Below are 21,241 nucleotides of genomic sequence, written 5' to 3'. Positions count from 1 at the left end.
GAGGCTTATGAAGTTTTCTTTAATCGCAGGTTTATATTATGACTATCAGGATAAGGTAGGCTATCTGAATATTAAACATGGGCATTAAACCTGAATATTAATTATCTTTTAAGTGTTTATGGTCGGTGGGAGATAGAGGAACAAAAATGAGAAAAGGCTGTCATGGATTCGACAAGCAGGAGAATAAAAGCACTGTAAATATTAAAAGCACGCCTAAATTCTGCAGTCAGGTTTATGGAAATCACAGATTCGAGAATATGCTGCAGGAAAATTTCTTTTTTAATAGAGTTCTCAATGTAATGGTAAATCCTGTTGTATGTAAGGATAAAAACGGCATGTACCTTTTCGTAAACAGGGCTTTTGAAAAACTTGTTGGGCTCCCGGCCAAAGAAATTATAGGATGCATCAGGCCCGAGATAGCCAAAAAGATTTATGAAAAAGCTCAGAAAATAACTGCTATAAAAGAAGGATATTTCGAAGGCTATTTCCAGCAATCCTTTGACGAATGGGACCGCATTGATATGGAATCCCTCGCTTCTGAAGGTGCCAGGACCTTTGAGCAGGAAATAGAATGTGCAGATGGAATAAAAAGGGTTTTTCTTGTAAACCTTTCTGCTTTCAATGATAAAAATGAGGAAATTCAAGGACTGGTTACTGTTCTGCAGGACATTACCGAACTTAGAAAATCGGAAAACGCCCTTGAAAAAGATGATGAAAAATATAGAATTGTTACAGAGCAGACCGGACAGCTAGTTTACGATTTTGATTTAACAACGGATGAGGGCAGCTGGTCTGGTGCCATAGAAAAAGTTACGGGGTATTGTAAAGAAGAATTCCAGAATATGGGCAGAGATGCCTGGGTCAAAAATATCCACCCCGCTGACAGGGACCCTGTGATAAAAGAATTTATGGAAACCAGGAAGAATGGGAAAAGCTACCGGGTAGAGTTCAGGATCAGAAAAAAAGACGGATCATACATCTATCTGGAAAACAATGGTATTTACCTTACGGATAAATCAGGTAAGCCTGTCAGATCTCTCGGTGCAATGAAAGATATCACTGAAAGGAAAATCGCTGAAGAGAAGATCCAGGAAAGTGAGGATAAGTACCGTTCTTTTGTGCATAATCTTAAAGGAATCGCTTTCCAGTTTGACAGGGACTTTAAACTAAAATTCATGCATGGCGCTGTTGAGGAAATAACCGGATATAGCGAAGAGGAACTGGTCTCTTCAAGACTATGGACAAAACTTATCGAACCTGAAGATCTCCCTGTCTTTCTTGAAGAAGAGACTAAAGCAAAGCAATGTCTGGATATTAACTGTCAGGGAGAGATCAACTACAGGATCAGGTGCAGGGACGGGAAAATAAAATGGGTGCATGAGACTTATCGGAAAGTCCCGGGCAAAGACGGAAAGCAGGACGTATATAATGGTCTAATATACGACATCACTGAGAAAAAAGAAGCTGAAGAAACCCTTTCAAAGGCTGAGATGGCTCGAAAAAAAGAAGTTCACCACAGGATAAAAAACAACCTGCAGGTAATTTCATCTCTGCTTGACCTCCAGGCTGATAATCTGGACGATGAACAGGTAAAAGAAATCCTCAGAGAAAGCCAGAACCGAATAATGTCAATTGCTCTTATCCATAAAGAGCTTTACAGGGACAGGGGAACGAATGATGCGAATTTCTCTACCTACCTTCGGGAACTGGCTGAAAATCTTCTGGAAACTTACAAAATTGGTGATTCCAGAGTCATTCTGTACGTGGATCTCGAAGAAAATGTTCTCCTTGATATCGACACTGCAGTCCCGCTGGGCATTATCATCAATGAGATCTTTTCCAACTCCTTGAAGTACGCTTTTCCGGATAGAAAACCCGGAGAGATTCGTATCAGCCTTGTAAGGAAAAATCCAGGAAAGTTTGAGAGTAATTCCCTGCATGAAAGAAAAAACAAAGGTCTGGAAGGAGATACCAGGTTTATTCTTACCATCTCTGATAATGGAGTGGGTATTCCCGAAACTTTCAATATCGAAAAATCTGACAGCCTGGGGCTTCAACTCATACATGTCCTTATAGACCAGCTGGATGGAAAGGTCAAGCTTAACAGGGACAATGGGACAGAGTTCATCATCGAATTTACTGCGCAGGACTACAGTAAATGACTTTAAGATCAGGACTTTAAGAACCTGAAATTTAAACAGTTTCTATTATTTTTTCCCTCTTTATTTCTTCCCTCCTTGTTTTTCCCTCTCAATTTCTTTCCCCCTTTGTTTTTCCCTCTTTATCTTCCCTTTCTTCATTTCTTTCTGCCTGATTTGTCTCTTTCAGCTGTCCCCAGGATTACTTCCTTAATTTCAGATTCATAATCGAATCTATCTGCCCATTTACCTTCTCTACATAATCAATTGTAATCTCCTCAGGACTCACCAGCTTAATTGTAAAATCTTCCCGAAATTTTTTGCCGTCCTTGAGCCCGTCATATTCCCCTTTCAGCGTATTTTCGTCAGACCAGGCAGCCGTATGGTCATGTGTTTCTGCCATATTGGTGATGCTATAGATATGCAGTCTTCCAGTCTCCTTATCGAAGCCAAATAAGTTGTCCAGCTCATAGGTACCAAGTTCTTTCACTTCAAACTTATTTGATGACTTCAGGCCCCAGCCACCTGCAGCTGTGCCAAAATTCCATTCCCCTTTCAGTCTCATCACGCTGCCCCCGGTTTTAATAGTTCCTTCCACACTCCATTCTCCCAGAAACACATGGAGCTTCTTCATCTCAGCAGGAACAGGATACATTTCACTTATAGTAGGCATAAAATATACTCCCCCTATCTCCTACTATGCTTTCAGGTAATTATGTAATTTTTGTCCTGCTTGATACTCACGGATCAGTAATATGCAGGTCTCTCGGTTTTTCTCTTCAGTTCCGGGATTGATTTTTGCGCCAGAATTCATGATGAGATAGCTCAATCTTCTAAATTGCCAGGATTTCTTTGTAATCAGAATCTCTACTGGTTATCCAAGGGAATTTAAAGAATACTCGGGACCAGAGGAAAACAACTCAGTGAACTCTCTCAATTCCTGTACGTTTCGAATTTTGATTTTGCACTGTATACCTATCTGGCGATAGTAAATACTACTTATAAAAGAAATGTGATTGTCAAAAAAGTAATTAACTTATTAGAAAAAGTAATACATTTAGCTGAATGCTTTTTAGTGTTATTATAAGATCAGAATTATTATAAGAACAGTATTATAATAAGGTCGGAATTATTATAAGGTCGGAATGAGCCTGTATACAATATAAGTAATTAGAATAAGTATACAGATTGCTAATACCTTTGATTCGGTATCAAGTTGAAACATACTTAGAATAGGCTCTCTTTCTATAAATATTTACTCAGTCTATGTTCTTAATGGAGGGTTAAAGATTTCCTGTACTTCCCCTATACACTTAAATACTCCTTGCATTTATAATCATAGTTATTATATATCTAAATAGGGACTAGATTGCTTATGGCTTTAGTAGATGCCGATTTAAAACAGATGGAGTCGGTAGACTCCGGTAAAAAATTTGTTGAAGGTATAGGCCTGGCAGCAAAAGAGATAAGCTGGATAATAGATAATCTTCCAGTAACTGTTTTCAGAATCTCGAATGACTCTTCGTGGCCTATACGTTACATAAATAAAAATGTGGAAGAACTCACCGGTTATTCTACAACGGATTTTATTTCTCAAAGGTTATCCTGGTCAGATATTGTTTTTCCGGAGGACGTTACTGTAATCGATAAGGTTATAGAGACAGCGGTAAGAAACAGAACCCCTTATCAGGTTGAATATAGAATCAAAAAATCCGATGGCGAGACAGTATTCATTCAGGAGCAGGCTAGCCTGGTGAACGATGATCACGGAAACATGGCTTATATTGACGGTACATTTCTGGATGTAACTCTGCAGGTTAAACGACGAGAAGAATCTCAAAGGGTAATTGTCAGCAGTATACCTGCTCCGTCACTTGCACTTTACGTAGATTCTTCTGGAAAAATAAAATACATTAATGATTACTTTGCGAAAGTCTGTAAGTTTAAAAATATGGACGAAGCAGTCGGAAAATCCCCTTCCGAATTACTGGAGACAAATTCCAAAAAAACGCTTGCTGAGAAAGTGATGGAAACCGGAGAAGGTGTTTACAATCTTGAAAAGTCATTCAAATTTAAGGCTTTAGATAAACCACTCTTCACAGTCCTCTCAGCTGTGCCAATAACAGATGAGAATGGCGTTATTGCTGGGAGCCTCACTGTCATAACTGACATGACCGAGATGAAAGACAGAGAAAAAGAAGTAAAGGATCTTTTAAATTATACTAATAGCTGTCTGAAGGAGCTTGGCGGAGGCATCAGGCAAATCAGTGAGGGGGACCTTGACGCTCATCTGGAAAAGATCAAGGACGATGATTTTGGTGACACCTTTGACGAGTTCAACAGGCTTGTTATTAACCTGAAATCAGTTATTGAGGATATCCTTGCAGACATGCTCACAACCCTTGAAGAAGCCCGGCAATCGGAAGAAGCYGTCGGCCAGATGAATACCGGCATGCAACAGATTTCAACTGCAGCAGAACAGATCGCAACCGGCTCGGAGAACCTTTCGAGGCATGCAGGCACAGCAGCTTCTGACATAAAAGCTTCCGAAGAAATTTTCAAAAAGCTCAGCGAATCTTCCACCAAATCTTCCAGCTACGCTTCCCAGGCAGGCAAAACAAGCGAAGAAGCCCAGGATCTCAACAACATGGCTCTGGAAGGAGTGGAACAGTTTGTTGCAGAAATTTTCAAACTCGGAAACATAGTTCACTCTCTGGATGATGCTGTCAACAACATAGGTGCTGTTACAGGGAAAATCAAATCTATTGCTGACCAGACCAACCTTCTCGCATTGAATGCTGCCATTGAAGCCGCAAGAGCCGGTGAATACGGCAGGGGATTTGCCGTTGTTGCCGATGAGGTCCGAAAACTTGCTGCCGATTCAAGGAAAAGTACTGATGAAATAAATGAGATTGTTACAAACGTCCAGAAAGAGACCAAGAAAGTGACCGAAGCTATTAATGCAGCGGATGTCCAGGCTAAAACCGGAAGCAAAAACATTAAACAGGCTTTGAATAAGAGCCACGAAATTGCCACTGCCGTTGCCACCATAAACTCCATGCTTATTGAACTGGACAGGCTTGCAGATGAAGGTCTGGCCAAGATTGAAAATATTGAGAAAAGTATCAGTGAAACCGCATCCACAGCTGAAGAAAATGCAGCAAGCAGTGAAGAAACCTCTGCTGCTATCGAAGAACAGACAGCTGCCATGCAGCAGGTAAGCACTTCGGTACARAATGTCAGCGAGCTTGCCCAGAAAACAGTTGACATTCTTCTGGAAAATTTCAATGTTTCGGGAGAAAAGAAAAACAATCAACCCTCTTCTGGAAAGCCACAGCATTTCGATAGGAAGAAGAGTTCTAGAATATACTGAATGTCGAATTCAGAGCTGTTTGATTTCAGGGCTAACGGAATGTTGCGGTTAGTATTCTGCACTTTTATCAGCCTTCAGGTGATCTAAAATGAGTTATCATAGTCAGATTGTAAATGTGGATAATACTATTCAGGTAATTGTTTTCAGTCTTGGAGAGGAAAGATATGGAGTTGAAATTTCCCAGGTGAAGGAAATTATCCTGCCAACTCAAATCACCAGAATTCCAAATGTACCTGGCTTTGTAGAGGGAGTCTTAAACCTCAGAGGGCAGATAGCAGCCATTATCAACCTCAGGAAAAGACTTGGCAAAGAAGCTAAGAAAAACGATGAAAATACTCGGATTATTGTTGTTGAATACAATAACGCCACGATAGGAATGATGGTTGACAGTGTCAGTGAAGTAAAATACCTATCTTCCCAGAATATCGAGGAGATACCCAGGTTCTTGGCTTTAAGAGACGATTCAAGGTTTTTAAAGGGAGTGGGGAAACTTGAGAACGGGCTTCTTACACTGATGGACCTTAAAGAGTTGTTCAGTGAAGAAGAGCTGAAGGAGATAAAGGGATGACCGATAAAATCCACCTTCGAGCTCCTGTTAAAACTTACGATGGCGGATGGGTGGATGTAGGACTTGTAGTGACCGACAGCAGTCTTATTATAGGCAAGAGAAGCATCCCTCTCGGGGAAATAGAAGATCTGGAAGATATTGATGTAGAGGGCGTTAATTGCATCCAGATTAAAAAAGAGGGAAAATTCATACTTAAACTTCCTCCAAATCTTCATCACCAGGTTTTCAAATTTATTGCATTTAATCTCAAAGCAGACAAGTTTGCAGTGTTTTTCCTGTCATCTGCTACTGTTGGCGGCGTTGTTTCATCGAATGCACAATGGGAAAAAGGGTATTTCAGTGTAACAGATGAAGGATTCTGGTTTTTGTCCTCTAAAAACCAGAAGAGAATTCCAATTGAAAATCTCGGGTCTGTTAAAACCGATCTTAGAGATGTAGGTGGGAAACAGAGAAAGGTTCTTGTCCTTTCTCATGTTGAAAAAAGTAATGTAGTAACAAGCCTGGTTCTCTGTCCGGAAAGCACGCTGGAAATGCTTGAAAGCTATCTTCAGCGACTTTTTGAAAAACATAAACCAGCGATTAAACTGTCTGAAGACGAGATGCAAATTCTCACTCTAATTTATTCTGGATTGGATTTTGCATCAATTGAAAATATTATTGGAATATCAACTGACGGACTTAACAGTTATTATGACCGTCTTGTCGATGCCGGGTTGGCTAAAGTTGTAAAAATCAGAAAAGAAATTGAATTGACCCCTCACGGGGTAAGTATGGTTGATAAAATATCTAAAAGATAATTTTTAGGGGGATAAATATGGCAAAAGTATTGATCGTTGACGACACAGCTTTTATGAGAAAACTTTTAAAAAACATCCTTTTCGGTGCCGGATTTGATATCGCAGGGGAAGCCGAAAACGGAAAGCAAGCTGTGGAAATGTATAGAGGGCTCAAACCGGATGTTGTTACAATGGATGTTGTCATGCCAGAGATGACAGGAATTGACGCATTAAAGCAAATAAAGTCCATTGATAAAGACGCTAAAGTTGTGATGTGTACTGCCATCGGGCAGGAGAATATAGTAAAGACAGCCATAAAACTGGGGGCAAGAGGCTACATTATAAAACCTTTCCAGGCTCCTAAAGTCATCGAAGAGATTAAGAAAGTAATCGGTGAATGAATTTCGGGGTAGTATGATCCGTACTCTTATTGTTGACGATTCTGCCTTCATGCGGATGGCAATAAGAAGCATGCTTGCCAGCAGCCCGGATATAAAGATAGTCGGAGATGCGTGTAATGGAAAAGAAGCTGTAGAAAAGTCAAAAGCATTACACCCTGATATTATTGTAATGGACGTTAACATGCCAGTTATGGATGGGCTGACTGCTGTTAAAACCATTATGAATACGGATCCGGTTCCCATCATCATGTTTAGCACTCTGACTACCGAGGGCTCAAAAGAGGCATTAGAAGCTTTGCATCTCGGGGCAATAGATTTTGTTACAAAATCCGAATCCCACCATGAAGTAAGTAAAGTAGAGAGCGAAATTATTGAAAAAATAAAAAATATCCACAGATCAAACCCGAACATCTTAAGATTACTTAATATGAAGAAATTTAAAGGAGAGGTCGTCAGGGGAAAATGGAAATGTTCCGGGGATTTTGGAATTCTGATTGGCTCATCTACAGGTGGCCCTTCATCTCTTGAACAGGTGATACCCAGGCTACCCGGAGATTTGCCTGCCCCGGTTTTTGTTGTCCAGCACATGCCTGAAGGTAATTTTTGCAGGCAGCTGGCAGAAAGATTGAATTTTCTGTCGGAACTGGAAATAAAGGAAGCCAAAAATAATGAAAAAGTAAAGGCAGGTGTTGTTTATGTGGCACCGGGCGGCTACCACATGACCGTTAGAAAGGCTCTGGATGTCACAAGAATAAAGCTCATTAAAAGCCAGCCGGTCCATGCTGTAATGCCCGCGGTTGATGTAACGGCTGAAAGTATGTTAGAAGTGTATGGAAAAAATATAGTTGCTTCTATCCTTACAGGTATGGGAAATGATGGTGCTTCCGGATTTAAAAAAATACGAGATACAGGTGGCTCCACAATTGCGTGCAGTGAAGACACCTGTGTTATTTTTGGGATGCCAAGAGCTGCAATAGAAGCTGGAGCTATTGATGTTGTGAAACCCATTTTTGAGATCCCTGAAGAAATTGTGAGCAGGTTGGAGGTGAAATGCAATGGAAAGTGATATGGCAGCCTATAAAAGCGATTTCCTTCAGGAAATATACGAGTGTCTCGATGTATTTAATCAATCTTTTGTGGATCTGGAAAATGGAGACGCTGCTGCAATTGATGAAATCTTCAGAATAACCCATACAATAAAAGGAATGGCTGGATTTCTCGGATATACATCACTTGAACATCTGTGCCATAGCATGGAAGAGGTCCTGTGCGGCATAAAAAATGGGGACATAGAGATAGATGGTGAACTGGTTGACATTCTGCTTTCGACAGTTGACCGAATCATGGACATTGTTAAACAAATAGAAAACGCAGATAATGATAGTGTAAAAATAGATGACCTTCTGGAAGCTTTTGAAAGTTACGAAAAAACGAAGGATAGTGGACAGGAGCCTCTTTGTATACTACCATTGGAAAATAAGGTCTTATCTCCTAAAATAGTATCCATGAAGCAATCAGAAGAAAATACTTCTACAAACTCTGAATGCCCTGAAAAAAAAGAAAATAAGAAAGCCTGCGATCCGAATGACTGCAATCTTGTTCTGGATATAATTCTTGCTAATGACTGTGTCATGAAAGGTTTGAGAGCAGCGTTAATCATAGAATCTCTCAAAGATATAAGTAAATTAGCTAAAACAGAGCCAGATGAAAATGAGATGGATAAAAACTTTGATGGTCACTTTAAAGTATTCCTTTCAGGGGAAAGCGATGAGGTTGAAGGGCTAATGGATAGAATTTCAGAAATTGAACAATTTAATATTTCTGAAATTAAACCCTTTAATATTGACTGTAATGACGAAACTAAATGTGATTATTCTTTCTCTGATAATAAATTTAATAATTCTGCCTCATATGACAAATTTAATAGTTCTGTCTTATATGACAAATTTAATAATTCTGTCTCAGAGGAATCTCAACCAGATGCCCCCTCAGCTCCAGCTATGATGTCAGAAACAGCTGTTTCATCCACAAACAAATTAGATACATTTCACTCCTGTATATACAGTCTGGCAGCAAGACTGCGTTGCATTTTAAGCAGAATAAGTAAATCAATAAACTGTTTCAAAATAACCGAATCTGCTGGAGTACTTCTAAAGAAAAAATGCAAGGGCTCTTCTCCTGACGGACCTAATTCACAGGAAATTCATGTTTTAGAAAACGACTCTGAAATAAATTCTGCAATTCCTGATCAAGAGTCAAAACTGGATGAAAACCGGATCTCAGAGCAAAGTTCTAAAAAATCTCTTGATGAAAGTATTCCTGGTAAGAGTATTCCTGACCAGGGTATTCCTGGTAAGAGTATTCCTGACCAGGGTATTCCTGATAAGGATATTCCTGATAAGGATATTCCTGATAAAGGTATTTCTGATAAAGGTATTTCTGATAAAGGTATTTCTAATAAAGGTATTTCTGATGAGAGTATTCCTGATAAAAGTATTTTCGATCAAGAGCTTCGATTAGATAAAATCCAATCTCTGGTAGAGGACTCTGAAGATCTCCGTATTCAGGGATTAAAGACACAGGAGGTCCCTGAAATCGGAGAATTGGAAAAAGGCCCAATCAATCACTTCTCTGAATCGGTAACATCCTCAAAAGAACCGCTGGAAACAAAAAGACAGGAAACTATCCGTGTCAGGACCTCCAATCTTGATAATATAATGAATCTTGTTGGTGAGCTTGTTATAAACAAAGGACGTTTGCTTCAGATCTCTCAGGAATATAACTTGCCTGAACTGGAAGAAGCAACCGGGACTCTGGATAAATCAATCTCAAGCCTGCAGGATGAAGTTATGAGAATAAGGATGGTAAAAATTGAGAGAGTATTCAGTAAGTTTCCACGTATGGTAAGGGATTTAAGTAGAAAATTCAACAAAAATATCGAGTTTGAAATTGAAGGGCAGGATACGGAACTGGACAGGACGATTTTAGATGAAATTAGTGATCCTCTGGTTCACCTGGTGAGAAATGCCGTTGACCACGGTGTAGAATATCCTGATGAGCGGAAAAAAGCCGGAAAAAGTGAAGTGGGACACATAAAACTTTCCGCCAGAAGAGAGAAAAACAACGTAATAATTGAGATTGAAGATGACGGTAAAGGCATAGATGTTGAAGTATTAAAAAAGAAAGCTGTTGAGAAGGGCTTATTATCATCATTTGATGTAGAAAACCTCAGTGAAGAAGAAATTCGGATGATCATTTTTGCTCCGGGTTTTTCGACAAAGGATTCCCCAACAGAGATATCTGGCAGGGGTGTGGGCATGGATGCGGTAAAAACTGCTGTTGAAAAACTGGGAGGAAAGGTCAGGGTATATTCAAAGAAAGGAGAGTTTGCCAGAATCCGAATTGATCTGCCTCCTACAGTTGCTATAATAAAATCTCTTTTAGTGGAGGTCGGGTCCGAGACGTACGCGATCCCGATTGCTAACGTTGTGAAAGCTTTGAGTGTTGATAGCAGTGATTATAAGCTCGTTAAAGAAACTCCTGTGCTTTATATTCGGGATAAGCTGATACCAACTGTAGGGCTGAAAGAACTTTTCAATGTAGAATGTGATAAATTAGATAAAGAAATCGCCATAATTGTTGAAAAAGAAAATGAGGAAATTGGCCTCATAGTTGATTCGATTATAGACCAGCAAGAAATTGTCATTAAACCACTGGGAACCACTTTCTCAAATTCAAAAGGATTTATCGGTGCCACAATTCTGGGTGATGGGCGTGTAATACCGATTATAGATGTTTCAATGCTTATAAAGGGTGATATTGATGACTGATTTGGAAAATCTTAGTGAAGTGGAACTGGATGTTTTAAAGGAACTCGGGAATATCGGGACCGGGCATGCTGCAACATCTCTCTCTAAATTACTTAACAAGGACGTCTTCCTCTCAGTTCCGAAGGTTAAGATCGGAGAAATAAAAAATCTCTCCAGTGAATTCATTGGCGAGGTTGTTGCAGGGGTAATCATAGCACTGCAGGACCTCGAAGAAAAAAGGTCCGGATATCTATATATTATGTTCCCCGAAAAGTCGGCAAGAAAAATTGCAGGCGATTTATTCGGTCTGGAAGAGCTGGATGAGGAAATGTATGCGTCCACAATTATGGAGGTCGGGAACATTTTATCCTCTTCTTTTTGTGATGCATCAGCTGATTTTATGGACATTATATTACTCCCGTCCCCTCCGAATTTCGCAGTAGACGTACCTACGGCAGTCATTGATTCGGTAGTTTCGCAAATGGCCAGGAAAAGCGATCATATAATTCTATTTGAGACCTCTCTCAGCTCTGATTCGGATATAGAGATTTATTTGGCTATGCTTCCGGAACCCTGTCTGCTTGATGATATGATGAAAATCCTGGGACAGCTATGAGTAGCAGTATTTTATTCGTCTCGAATGAACGTGGGAAAGTGATTTTTTTAACCAGCAGGGATGTACTGGTGAAATCTTTTTGTTCACTTTCAAATACCTGCTCATTTCAGGATTCTTGCCGGTCATGTGATATGGTTGATGCTGCAAAAAGTCACCTGATGGGCACCAGATCAAATTTGAACATTAAAAACCTGGACGGAGAACTATCTGCCGGGATAGGAGAATACAAGATCGGGAAAAATGTCCTCTTAAAAGTAATGGGTCTGGGCTCCTGTATTGGCGTTATTCTTTCCGATGTTTCAACAGGCCTATGCGGAATAGCGCACGTGCTGCTCCCGGGGGCTTCAAATAACGGCGAAACCAAGTATGCAGAAACAGCCATAGAAAAAATGTTTGAAGATATGGTAAAAATGGGGGCAAGGAAAAACAGGATTACTGCAAAGTTTGCAGGAGGAGCCCAGGTTTTTAAGCATATGAACCTGGACATTCTCAAAATTGGCGATAGAAATGCAATATCCGTTGAAGAAACTCTGATTAAAAGAAATATCCCGATTCTTGCAAAAGATGTGGGTGGGGAAGTCGGCAGGAATGTTATTTTTAATCCGGCAGACGGCAGCATGATTGTCAAATATACTAAAGGGGAAGTACTGTGGTTGTAAATATTGACGATGACTTTAACTTTCTTGTACGAAAAATTTCGAAATCATCGGGTATTATTCTGACCGGGTACAGGGATACTTATCTTAGAAGAAGAATCGACCTGAGGATGAAAATTGTAGGTGCAGATAACTATGCAACTTATTCCGGGCTTCTGGAAAAAAATCAAAGCGAGATGAAAGAGGTTATAAATTCCCTTACGGTAAACGTTACAGAGTTTATGCGGGATAAAACTCCGTTTATGTTTTTCCGGGAAGAAATATTGCCTGATATAATGGAAAGGAAAAAAAAGTCCAGAAGCAATATAGTCAGGTTCTGGAGTGCAGCCTGCTCTTATGGAGAGGAACCCTATTCAATTGGCATCTGCTCAAAAGAAGTTCTGCCGGAAGACTGGAGCGTCTCCATCTATGCAACGGACATTGACGAAAAGTGCCTGAAAGGAGCTTCCCGGGGAATCTACAGTAAAGAGCAACTAAAAAATATGGACCCTTCCATTACACGCAAGTATTTCGAGCCTGCAGGGGAAGACTTCAAAGTTAAAAGCATCCGGAAGCTATTGATCAGATTTCAGAGACATGACCTTACCAGTGAACCTCCGATTTCAAAACATTTTGATGCCATATTCTGCAGAAACGTTATGATCTATTTTAACGAGAATCAAAAAATAAAAATGTTAAATGATTTCTATAATTCTCTTTCAGATGGCGGTTATCTAATTGTTGGCAAGTCCGAAACTTTACCCGTTGAAATAAGGGAACTGTTTACTCCTGTCAGTGTGAAAGAGAAAGTTTTCAAAAAAGTATAACTTGCTGGTTATCTTAAACTGGTTTCTTATTTTTAAAGCCGTAAAGATAAGCCATCGATTTTAGAAGGTTATTTATTTATTTATTTATTTATTTATTTATTTATTTACTTATTTATTTATTTATTTATTTTCTCGAATTAAAATGAAATTTTGGAGTAATTTTTTTACTTGTCTGAATTTTTTTATCTATTTGAATAAGATCTTTTTTCTTCTTTTTTGTTGAAACTTTTTACTTTATATATGCCTTCAAAATGGCATTGAATGTATTTTATGAAGAATATATACTGAATATGTGAGCTTCTATGCACAAATGTCTGCCGATTTATATTTTTCACCTTTCTGACTATATATTGAAGCACTTTATATTTTATTGGTAACAGTGAATAGCTATCTCTAGAATTTGTAATAATATTCTTTTATTTATCTTTGGTTATAGTATTTTCGTCTATATGTCGCGGCAATAACGGAAAAAAAGAATCAATTGCCTCTCTAAATGCTCAAAGAAGAGATTATTTTTATATTAATAATTAGTTTTCTGAAAACTTTATAATTTTTTTGACTAAATACTTACTAAATTATATTATAACCAATTTCTCTATTTTTGTTCGCATTAATACTAAATATTGGAATTTTTTTTCTACATTGAAACCTTACTTGTACTAAAAAACAATATCAATCAATCTATATGATGTCTCAAATATTCTCTAAATAATATCTGCAATCCTATGTTTTGCAGATCAAAATCTTTTCAAAGTCTCTCTTTATTACTTAAATTTTATATAAAGTTAACCCTCTAACAGCCGAAACATTTATAATATTAACTGATATTCTATTTACTGTTATAATAGTCACACTATATTAAGGTGATTTATAATGTGGAATCGATTAATTAAAGATGAAAAAGGGTTTACGGGGCTTGAAGCAGCAATCGTGCTGGTAGCCTTCGTCGTCGTAGCTGCAGTTTTCAGCTACGTCATGTTGGGAGCTGGGTTCTATACTACTCAGAAAAGCCAGGAAGTCGTACACACAGGTGTAACGCAGGCAAGCAGCAGCATTGCACCTTCAGGAGATATAATCGTTAAAGGAGCTGCAGCCAGTAAGGCAAGTCAGATTACATTTTATGTAACGAACACTGCCGGCGGAACAGCTGTAGACCTGGATAAGACAATTCTTACCTATACAGATGACGATGATTTTGTAACAAAGGAATATGTTGCCGATAATAGTCCAGCTGATCCACTTCCTGATATTAAAGGGCCTGTAGCTGCCATTCCTGCAGATTGGACAATTACAAATGGATGGGTGTATCAGACTGTGATTGCCACCAATGAGGATAATTTGCTTGAAAAAGGTGAAAAGTATAAGGTAGTAATAGATTTGACTCAACTCATTTCGACTAGTACTGAGAAGACTTTACCTACTGTAAATGAACAATTCAAGATTGAGTTAAAGCCCCCAGAGGGCGCAGTTCTAACTCTTTCAAGAACATTGCCTGCTGCACTTATCGCGGACAACTATTATCCGGTTTACTGAGGTGATCTGTAATGTGGAACAAATTTGTAAAAGATGAAAAAGGGTTCACTGGACTTGAAGCAGCAATTGTCCTGGTGGCCTTTGTGGTCGTGGCTGCAGTCTTCAGCTACGTCATGCTCGGAGCAGGTTTCTATACAACCCAGAAAAGTCAGGAAGTTGTGCATACAGGTGTACAGCAGGCGAGCAGCAGTGTTGAATTAAGTGGAGATTTGATTGCTAAAGCTGACGATCCCGACACTCCTACTAAAATTGATACTCTCACTTTGTGCTTGCAACTCACTTCAGGCGGTTCATCCGTAGATATGGCTAAAACTCTTATAGTTGTTTCCGCTCCGGATATCCCACCAACTGAATTGATACTTGGTGATGCTCCTGCTACTTTAAGCACCTTTGCTATAACAGGCCAGTATAACGCTAATACTGATGATCTTATAGACAAAGCTGAAAAATTCGATATAACAGTTGATCTTGATGCTGTGGCTGCTGCAGCTACTGCATCTATAGGACCTAACGATGAGTTCCAGCTTGAAATCAAGCCACCTCAGGGCGCTTCCTATACCATTCACAGGCAGGCACCTCCATCGATTAGTGCAATTATGACACTCGTCTAAAATTGAAGTGATAATGGACACTCTTCTGAGTGCCATTGTCTTTTATTTTTTTGAAAATGCTATAGCTTTGGTGATATGATGAGTGGGGAATCCTTTGACCAGTCAATAATTGATAAAATTGTGGCTACAGCTGAAAGCGATACTATAGAATCCAAAGTTGCAAATCTTGAAGAAGAGGTAACTGAGATCAAAGGCTCTATAAAAAATCTCCTTATGGACATAAGGGAAACGATGGGGGTCCTTGAAAATCCTTTCCAGAATATTCAGGGTATTGCTAATATTTCCGGGGCCATAATAAATCCCAGACCTGCTGATGATGGTAAGAAAGAAGAGCCAAAAAAAGAAGAAATAATAGAAGACGAACCTGATGATGAAGATCTGGAAATGGAGCAGATTCCAAAAAATCCTTTTGAAGATATGAGGCAGGCTGTTAAGAAACTGCCTAAAAGGAATGATTCAAAACTTATTGATCCCCTGTCCTTTTACAGGACTATTGTCTGGAGCAAGGACATGGTGGGGAAATATGACCATGATGCCATAAAGGAATTAATTGAAGTATTCTCTCTCCTGGGATATATTCCCGGTGATATTAAGGAAATTATTCTTAGAGTCATTGAGATCCTTGCCAAAAACAACAATCTTGATGACGCAGTAATGGACCTGTACAGACTTTATCATATACTTAATCCGGATGATCTGTCTCTTGACTCAAAGGTACTGGATTATGTCTTGAATGAAAATGATACGGTGAAGAACGCATGGCAAAGGAAGTCATAACTTCAGCAATACTCGTAATAGTGAGTGTTATAGCTGCAGTGACTTTTGTTAATGCCATACTTCCTTCTGTATATGGTCTATCAGAATCTTATAGCTCCGTTGCACGTAATATGGAAGATCAGTTCAAAACAGATATCGATATCATATTTATTTACCCTGATGGAAACACCAGTACTGTTTACGTCTGGATAAAAAACGTAGGGTCATCAAATGTGCCCCTTTCACAGCTACAATATTGTGACATCTTCATTCTTTCTTCTTCAAACTACTGGAATCCTGGATTTGAATCCGCTTCAAATCCATCCTGGGAATACACTCTTGAAAATGGGGACGGGGACACCTGGAATCGTGGAGAAACTATTAAGGCAGCAATAGAGCTTGATGCCCTGCCGAGTGACATTTATAAAATTACCTTTTTCCTTTACAATGGGGTATCAACATCAGACACGTTCTCGGTGTGATATTATGGGCCTTGATACAATAATCGTCGCGTTCTTTGTGATCGGAACGATTCTGGTTGTTGCAGGTACTATTACAATGGGGGCTAATAATCTTGTAGAATCTTCTTATAACGGATACGTTTCAGCCCATCAAACAATGATGGATAGGCTTCAAACCAGTATTGAAATACAGAATATGCGGTTTAACGTTTCAACTAATCATACCAGCTTCACAGTTGCAAATACAGGTGAAACCAAATTAAGTAACTTCGGACTATGGGATGTTATCCTGGTGAAAGAGGGTCAGGTGTCTTATTTGAATGAATCTCAGTACGATATAACCTATAATAATGATCTTCTAAACCCCCGTATTCTGGACCCTCATGAAAGCATTAACATTGAATTATTACTTGAGCTTGAATCCAATGACAGTTTTATTGTAAAAATTATCACGGAAAACGGTATCGTCTCTTCCGCAGAACATGTGGCAGGTGAATAAAATGGGACAAACAGAGGATAAAAAAGGCATTATTTCAAGTGGCAATGATGAAATCGATAAAAAATTAGGTGAGGGCATCCCGTTAGGTTCTCTTGTGCTCATTGAAGGCGAAAACGATACCGGGAAGAGTGTATTCTGCCAGCAAATGGTGTATGGCGGATTGAATCAGCTTTACAGGATAGCCTATTATTCAACCGAGAATACCGTTAAGAGCATGCTGGCTCAAATGGAAAGTCTGAGCCTCGATATCTCGGATTTTTACAGCTGGGGCTATTTCACGATTTTTCCGGTTCATCTCGAAGGTGTCGAATGGACTTCCGATCAAATGAAAGGAACCCTGCACCTTGTTACAAATCATATTAAAAGTATTAAAGAAAAAGTAATTATAATTGATTCCCTCACAATGTTTACGACTTACTCTGATGAGGATAATATACTTGAATTCCTCACAAGTTTGAAAAATTTGTGTGACAAAGGGTACACAATCTTCATCACTTTGCATCAACACGCTTTCAAAGAGGACACACTTGTCAGAATACGGTCTTCATGTGATTGTCATCTATTTCTGAGAAAAGAACAGCTCACTGACCGCTACATCAGTGTTATGGAAGTTTCAAAAATAAGAGGGGCTAAGAAAAGCACAGGCAATATAGTGAGTTTTGAAGTCCAGCCTGGATTCGGCTTAAAGATAATTCCAATATCACAGGCCAGAGTATAAAATAATTTAAAACAACTAACTGCGCATGGGGTTGACATGGATAGTATTGAAGAAAAGCTGAGTCTTGAAGATGGCCGTGCACTTAATGCAGGGGTATATACCAATTTTCCGTTTAAACCAAAAAAATATGATGGGCATGACCATTCAAACCTTAAAACATGCAACCTTTACAAGCTCCTCCCTCCGGAAATGAAAAAAGAGGTTGAAAGCAACCTTCATCTTCTGGAATACCTTCATATCCTGCCCATAGACACAATGGGTATACCCAGATATGTTCCCAAGCTGGAATCAAAACACGGCGATATAGAGGACCCCAATCTGATCTACAAGGTCAACGACCAGATCTATGTGCACATTTATCCAAACAAAAACGACATAAGGGATTTCTATATTCCTATTGAGCCCATACTTCTAACCGGAGTTGGGCGGCTCATTAAAGAAATAGAAATAAAACTTGTAGATCATCTTACAGGGATTGAGTTTGATCCTGAAAATCTGGATGAAAAAGAAAGGATACTGAAAGAATCTCTGGATGCTATTTGCATAATAGGCAATAAAAAGCAGGTTAACAATTCTACTTCCGGTGTCAAAAAACTATTAGGGTCCAGATTATTTCCATCTAAGGATGATCCTGATAAAAATCGTATGTACATGACAAAAGAACAGTATGATGCGCTGAAATATTCAGTTCTCAGGGACAAAATCGGAGTTGGGTTTCTTGACCCCTATATACATGACAATCACATTGAAGATATTACATGCAATGGTCTGGGGCCGATTTTTATTGAACATAAGGTGTTCAAGGGTCTGAGAAGTGTTATTGAATTTAATGACAATGACGCACTTAACCAGTATATCATCAGGCTTGCAGAAAGGATCGGAAAGCCCATAACTTTCAAGAACCCCATAGTGGACTCCACACTCCCGGACGGGTCAAGAATTAATATTGTTTTTGGTGACGATATCAGTAAAAACGGGAGTAATTTCACCATACGAAAATTCGCTGACATTCCGTTCAGTATCCTTCAGGTTATAAAAGGTGGAACCCTGGATTACAGGATGGCAGCTTACCTGTGGATCCTGATCTCCGAAGGAATGAGCGGTTTTATCTGCGGCGAAACCGCAAGTGGAAAAACAACTACATTGAATGGTATTACCGCATTTATAAATCCTGATTCCAAACTGGTTTCAATTGAAGATACACCTGAATTGCAGATTCCTCATAAAAACTGGACCAGAGAAACGACAAGAGGAAGTACAAGGGGTGGAGGAATAGGGGAAGGCAGCGGTTCGGATGTTACAATGTTCGACCTCCTCAAAGCAGCATTGAGGCAGAGGCCAAATTACATCCTCGTAGGAGAGATCCGAGGCGTTGAAGGAAATGTAGCATTCCAGGCAATGCAGACCGGACACCCTGTCATGTCAACCTTCCACGCTGCAAACGTAGAAAAATTGATCCAGAGACTTACAGCTGACCCTATAAACATTCCTAAAACGTATGTGGATAACCTTAACTTTGTCATAATCCAATCTGCGGTCCGGAGACCGGATGGTAAACTTGTGAGAAGAGTCCTCAGTATAAATGAGGTTCTCGGATACAATCCGGATAAAGGTGGAATTTCATTCATTGAAGCCTTTTCCTGGGACCCTGTTACTGACTCGTTTATTTTCAGTGCTATGGGAAGTTCATACATCCTTGAAAATAAAATCGCTACAAGGCTTGGAATTCCTGGCAAGAAAAAGAAAGCAATTTACGATGAAATTGAAAAAAGAGCAAAAATACTGGAGAGATTAAGCAATGAAGGAATTGTGAATTATTACGACTTTTTCAATACGGTCGCAAAGATTACAAAACATGGCATGCTGAGGATTCAATTCTAAATGGTGATCTGGATGGAAGTCTCTGAAACAAAAAACGTTTTAACTAAAAGGTCTAATTCGAACTCCATTTTAGACTGGTTTTCTCGTAAACTCAGAAGTTACCAGAAAGAACTCTATATGAGTAATGATTTGCTTTTTTCTCTTACTTATATGGCGTCAATCTCAACTGCCAACCTGACAAGAGACAAAATATTCACAAGTATATCTGATAAGAAAGAATATTGTCCAAGTAAATACTTTGGTCAAATTAGAGAACTGGCCCAGAACTGGCACTATGATTACGCCAATGCATGTGAACTCATATCCACAAAAGTAAGTCACGAAAGAATGCGGGAACTTCTTAACAGGTTATCAAACGCTATAGCTGCAGGAGAACCTGATAATGAATTTCTCACCAAAGAATGGAAATTGTTTAAGACCAAAAGAAAAGACGAGTTCGAAAGAGAACTTGAAACCACCAAAGAATGGTCAAACGCTTACACAGCATTGCTTGTCTCTACATCCCTTGTAGCTATAATTATATTACTTTCAGTAATTTTATACAATATTGGTGACCCGGCGGATACGCTTTATTCCACAATGTTTATTATATTTTTTATGGCTTTTCTTGGGGTAGGATTACTCTTTTCATCTTCTCCTAAAGATTCTAAAGTCCACGATTTAAGCATAAAATCAAAAGAGCAGGCATACATCCATAAGTGGATGCCTCTTACACTTGTTCTATCCGCTCTGGCTGTTATAATATTTACCATTATACCGGCTTTTATCGGTTCATTTGATTTTTTCATTGATATTAAAGGAGTCGGAATGATTCTTGCAGGAGTTATTATGTTGCCTGTTGGAATTGCGGCAAATAGAGATATTGATAAAATTAACAAAAGGGATGAATGTTATACAACTTTTATAAGTAGCTTAGGATCTATTGTAAGTGGTTCCGGTCTGACAGTTCCGAAAGCGCTTATAAAGATCGATCCAAAAAACCTTGGCGAGCTTAAAGAAATGAGTCAGGAGCTCTATAAGAAACTGGCAGCCGGGCTGGACCCTACACTGTGCTGGGAGAGATTTGTCGGAGAGACGGGCAGCTATTTGATCTACAAATTTACAAATGTTTTTGTAGATGCTGTAAATTTCGGGGGTAATGCAGGAGTAGTAGGAGAGCTTGTGAGCTCTTCCAATCTTGAACTGGTTCTTCTAAGAATGAAAAGGGAACGCGTATCCAAAGGATTTACCAGTCTTGTTATACCTCTGCATGTAGCAATGGTTGCCCTTCTTCTTTTCATAGGGCAGATCCTGACAATCTTTTCTACTATCATATCGACCCTTTTTGCCCAGTTTGAGACTAATAACGGGGAACTTGGAGATCTTATGCCCAGCGGAATGGGTGGCATGAATTTAGGCATATTTGGCGGGGTTCCTGTCGAATTACTTGGCCAGTTTGTTGTAATAGTAATTATTATTCTAACTCTTGCTAACATATTAGCAATTGTTGCTGTAAAAGGGGGACCAATGTACTTAGCAGTCTATTACGGTATATCTATATTTATCCTCTCAGGGATACTGATGATTATAACTCCTCCTTTAGTGGAAATGGCCTTTTCATTCAATGGCGCACTTGATAATTTAGCAGCAGGTGTATAAA

General features: G+C 39.2%; 19 protein-coding genes. 18 read left to right on the top strand and 1 reads right to left on the bottom strand.

Annotation, left to right across the window (positions count from 1 at the left end; translation table 11 throughout):
* Positions 1 to 146: 146 nt before the first annotated feature.
* Positions 147 to 2,162 carry a PAS domain S-box protein gene (locus tag FXV91_RS16915; protein ID WP_229391854.1) on the top strand — a complete coding sequence of 672 codons (2,016 nt, stop codon included), beginning with the start codon at positions 147 to 149 and terminating at the stop codon, positions 2,160 to 2,162.
* 178 nt (positions 2,163 to 2,340) lie between these two features.
* On the opposite strand, the gene FXV91_RS16910 is transcribed toward FXV91_RS16915, so the two are convergent.
* Complete coding sequence (locus FXV91_RS16910; protein WP_229391853.1) at positions 2,341 to 2,811, bottom strand: hypothetical protein; 471 nt, start codon at positions 2,809 to 2,811, stop codon at positions 2,341 to 2,343.
* Between the two features lie 702 nt (positions 2,812 to 3,513).
* Between FXV91_RS16910 and FXV91_RS16905 the strand changes: the two genes are divergently transcribed.
* The 17 genes from FXV91_RS16905 to flaJ all read left to right on the top strand — a co-directional run bounded on the left by FXV91_RS16905 (position 3,514) and on the right by flaJ (position 21,240).
* Positions 3,514 to 5,511 carry a methyl-accepting chemotaxis protein gene (locus FXV91_RS16905; protein WP_229391852.1) on the top strand — a complete coding sequence of 666 codons (1,998 nt, stop codon included), beginning with the start codon at positions 3,514 to 3,516 and terminating at the stop codon, positions 5,509 to 5,511.
* A gap of 88 nt (positions 5,512 to 5,599) precedes the next feature.
* Positions 5,600 to 6,079, top strand: a complete 480-nt coding sequence (locus FXV91_RS16900) for a chemotaxis protein CheW (protein WP_229391851.1) — start codon at positions 5,600 to 5,602, stop codon at positions 6,077 to 6,079.
* Positions 6,076 to 6,876, top strand: a complete 801-nt coding sequence (locus FXV91_RS16895) for a CheF family chemotaxis protein (RefSeq protein WP_229391850.1) — start codon at positions 6,076 to 6,078, stop codon at positions 6,874 to 6,876. Before FXV91_RS16900 ends, FXV91_RS16895 begins: the two co-directional genes overlap by 4 nt.
* Positions 6,877 to 6,893: 17 nt before the next feature.
* Entirely contained in the window at positions 6,894 to 7,256 is a 363-nt protein-coding gene (locus FXV91_RS16890) for a response regulator (protein WP_229391849.1), read from the top strand.
* Positions 7,257 to 7,269: 13 nt separating this feature from the next.
* Positions 7,270 to 8,322, top strand: coding sequence for a chemotaxis response regulator protein-glutamate methylesterase (locus FXV91_RS16885; RefSeq protein WP_229391848.1), 1,053 nt, complete (start codon positions 7,270 to 7,272; stop codon positions 8,320 to 8,322).
* Positions 8,312 to 11,086 carry a chemotaxis protein CheA gene (locus FXV91_RS16880; RefSeq protein ID WP_229391847.1) on the top strand — a complete coding sequence of 925 codons (2,775 nt, stop codon included), beginning with the start codon at positions 8,312 to 8,314 and terminating at the stop codon, positions 11,084 to 11,086. The genes FXV91_RS16885 and FXV91_RS16880 overlap by 11 nt, the downstream gene beginning before the upstream one ends.
* Positions 11,079 to 11,681 (top strand): chemotaxis protein CheC, encoded by a 603-nt coding sequence (locus FXV91_RS16875; protein WP_229391846.1) that lies wholly within the window; start codon positions 11,079 to 11,081, stop codon positions 11,679 to 11,681. Before FXV91_RS16880 ends, FXV91_RS16875 begins: the two co-directional genes overlap by 8 nt.
* Positions 11,678 to 12,340, top strand: a complete 663-nt coding sequence (locus tag FXV91_RS16870) for a chemotaxis protein CheD (RefSeq protein ID WP_229391845.1) — start codon at positions 11,678 to 11,680, stop codon at positions 12,338 to 12,340. Before FXV91_RS16875 ends, FXV91_RS16870 begins: the two co-directional genes overlap by 4 nt.
* Entirely contained in the window at positions 12,331 to 13,143 is an 813-nt protein-coding gene (locus FXV91_RS16865; RefSeq protein ID WP_229391844.1) for a protein-glutamate O-methyltransferase CheR, read from the top strand. Before FXV91_RS16870 ends, FXV91_RS16865 begins: the two co-directional genes overlap by 10 nt.
* A gap of 873 nt (positions 13,144 to 14,016) precedes the next feature.
* Positions 14,017 to 14,676, top strand: coding sequence for an archaellin/type IV pilin N-terminal domain-containing protein (locus tag FXV91_RS16860; RefSeq protein ID WP_229391843.1), 660 nt, complete (start codon positions 14,017 to 14,019; stop codon positions 14,674 to 14,676).
* 11 nt (positions 14,677 to 14,687) lie between these two features.
* Positions 14,688 to 15,287, top strand: a complete 600-nt coding sequence (locus FXV91_RS16855; protein ID WP_229391842.1) for an archaellin/type IV pilin N-terminal domain-containing protein — start codon at positions 14,688 to 14,690, stop codon at positions 15,285 to 15,287.
* A 75-nt stretch (positions 15,288 to 15,362) separates the two neighbouring features.
* Positions 15,363 to 16,064 carry a hypothetical protein gene (locus FXV91_RS16850; protein ID WP_229391841.1) on the top strand — a complete coding sequence of 234 codons (702 nt, stop codon included), beginning with the start codon at positions 15,363 to 15,365 and terminating at the stop codon, positions 16,062 to 16,064.
* On the top strand, positions 16,046 to 16,525 hold the full coding sequence (locus FXV91_RS16845; protein ID WP_229391840.1) for a flagellin: 480 nt from the start codon (positions 16,046 to 16,048) through the stop codon (positions 16,523 to 16,525). Before FXV91_RS16850 ends, FXV91_RS16845 begins: the two co-directional genes overlap by 19 nt.
* Positions 16,526 to 16,529: 4 nt before the next feature.
* Positions 16,530 to 17,003: a flagellar protein FlaF gene (locus FXV91_RS16840; protein ID WP_229391839.1), complete on the top strand. Its 474-nt coding sequence runs from the start codon at positions 16,530 to 16,532 to the stop codon at positions 17,001 to 17,003.
* A 1-nt stretch (position 17,004) separates the two neighbouring features.
* A complete protein-coding gene (locus FXV91_RS16835) occupies positions 17,005 to 17,721 on the top strand; it encodes an ATPase domain-containing protein (protein ID WP_229391838.1) in 717 nt (238 codons plus the stop codon).
* Between the two features lie 36 nt (positions 17,722 to 17,757).
* On the top strand, positions 17,758 to 19,602 hold the full coding sequence (locus tag FXV91_RS16830) for a type II/IV secretion system ATPase subunit (protein WP_229391837.1): 1,845 nt from the start codon (positions 17,758 to 17,760) through the stop codon (positions 19,600 to 19,602).
* A 12-nt stretch (positions 19,603 to 19,614) separates the two neighbouring features.
* Positions 19,615 to 21,240, top strand: a complete 1,626-nt coding sequence (flaJ, locus tag FXV91_RS16825; protein WP_229391836.1) for an archaellar assembly protein FlaJ — start codon at positions 19,615 to 19,617, stop codon at positions 21,238 to 21,240.
* Position 21,241 lies beyond the last annotated feature (1 nt).

Source organism: Methanosarcina sp. DH2 (assembly GCF_020804225.1).
Classification (GTDB): domain Archaea; phylum Halobacteriota; class Methanosarcinia; order Methanosarcinales; family Methanosarcinaceae; genus Methanosarcina.
This window is presented reverse-complemented; position numbering and strand designations above follow the sequence as displayed.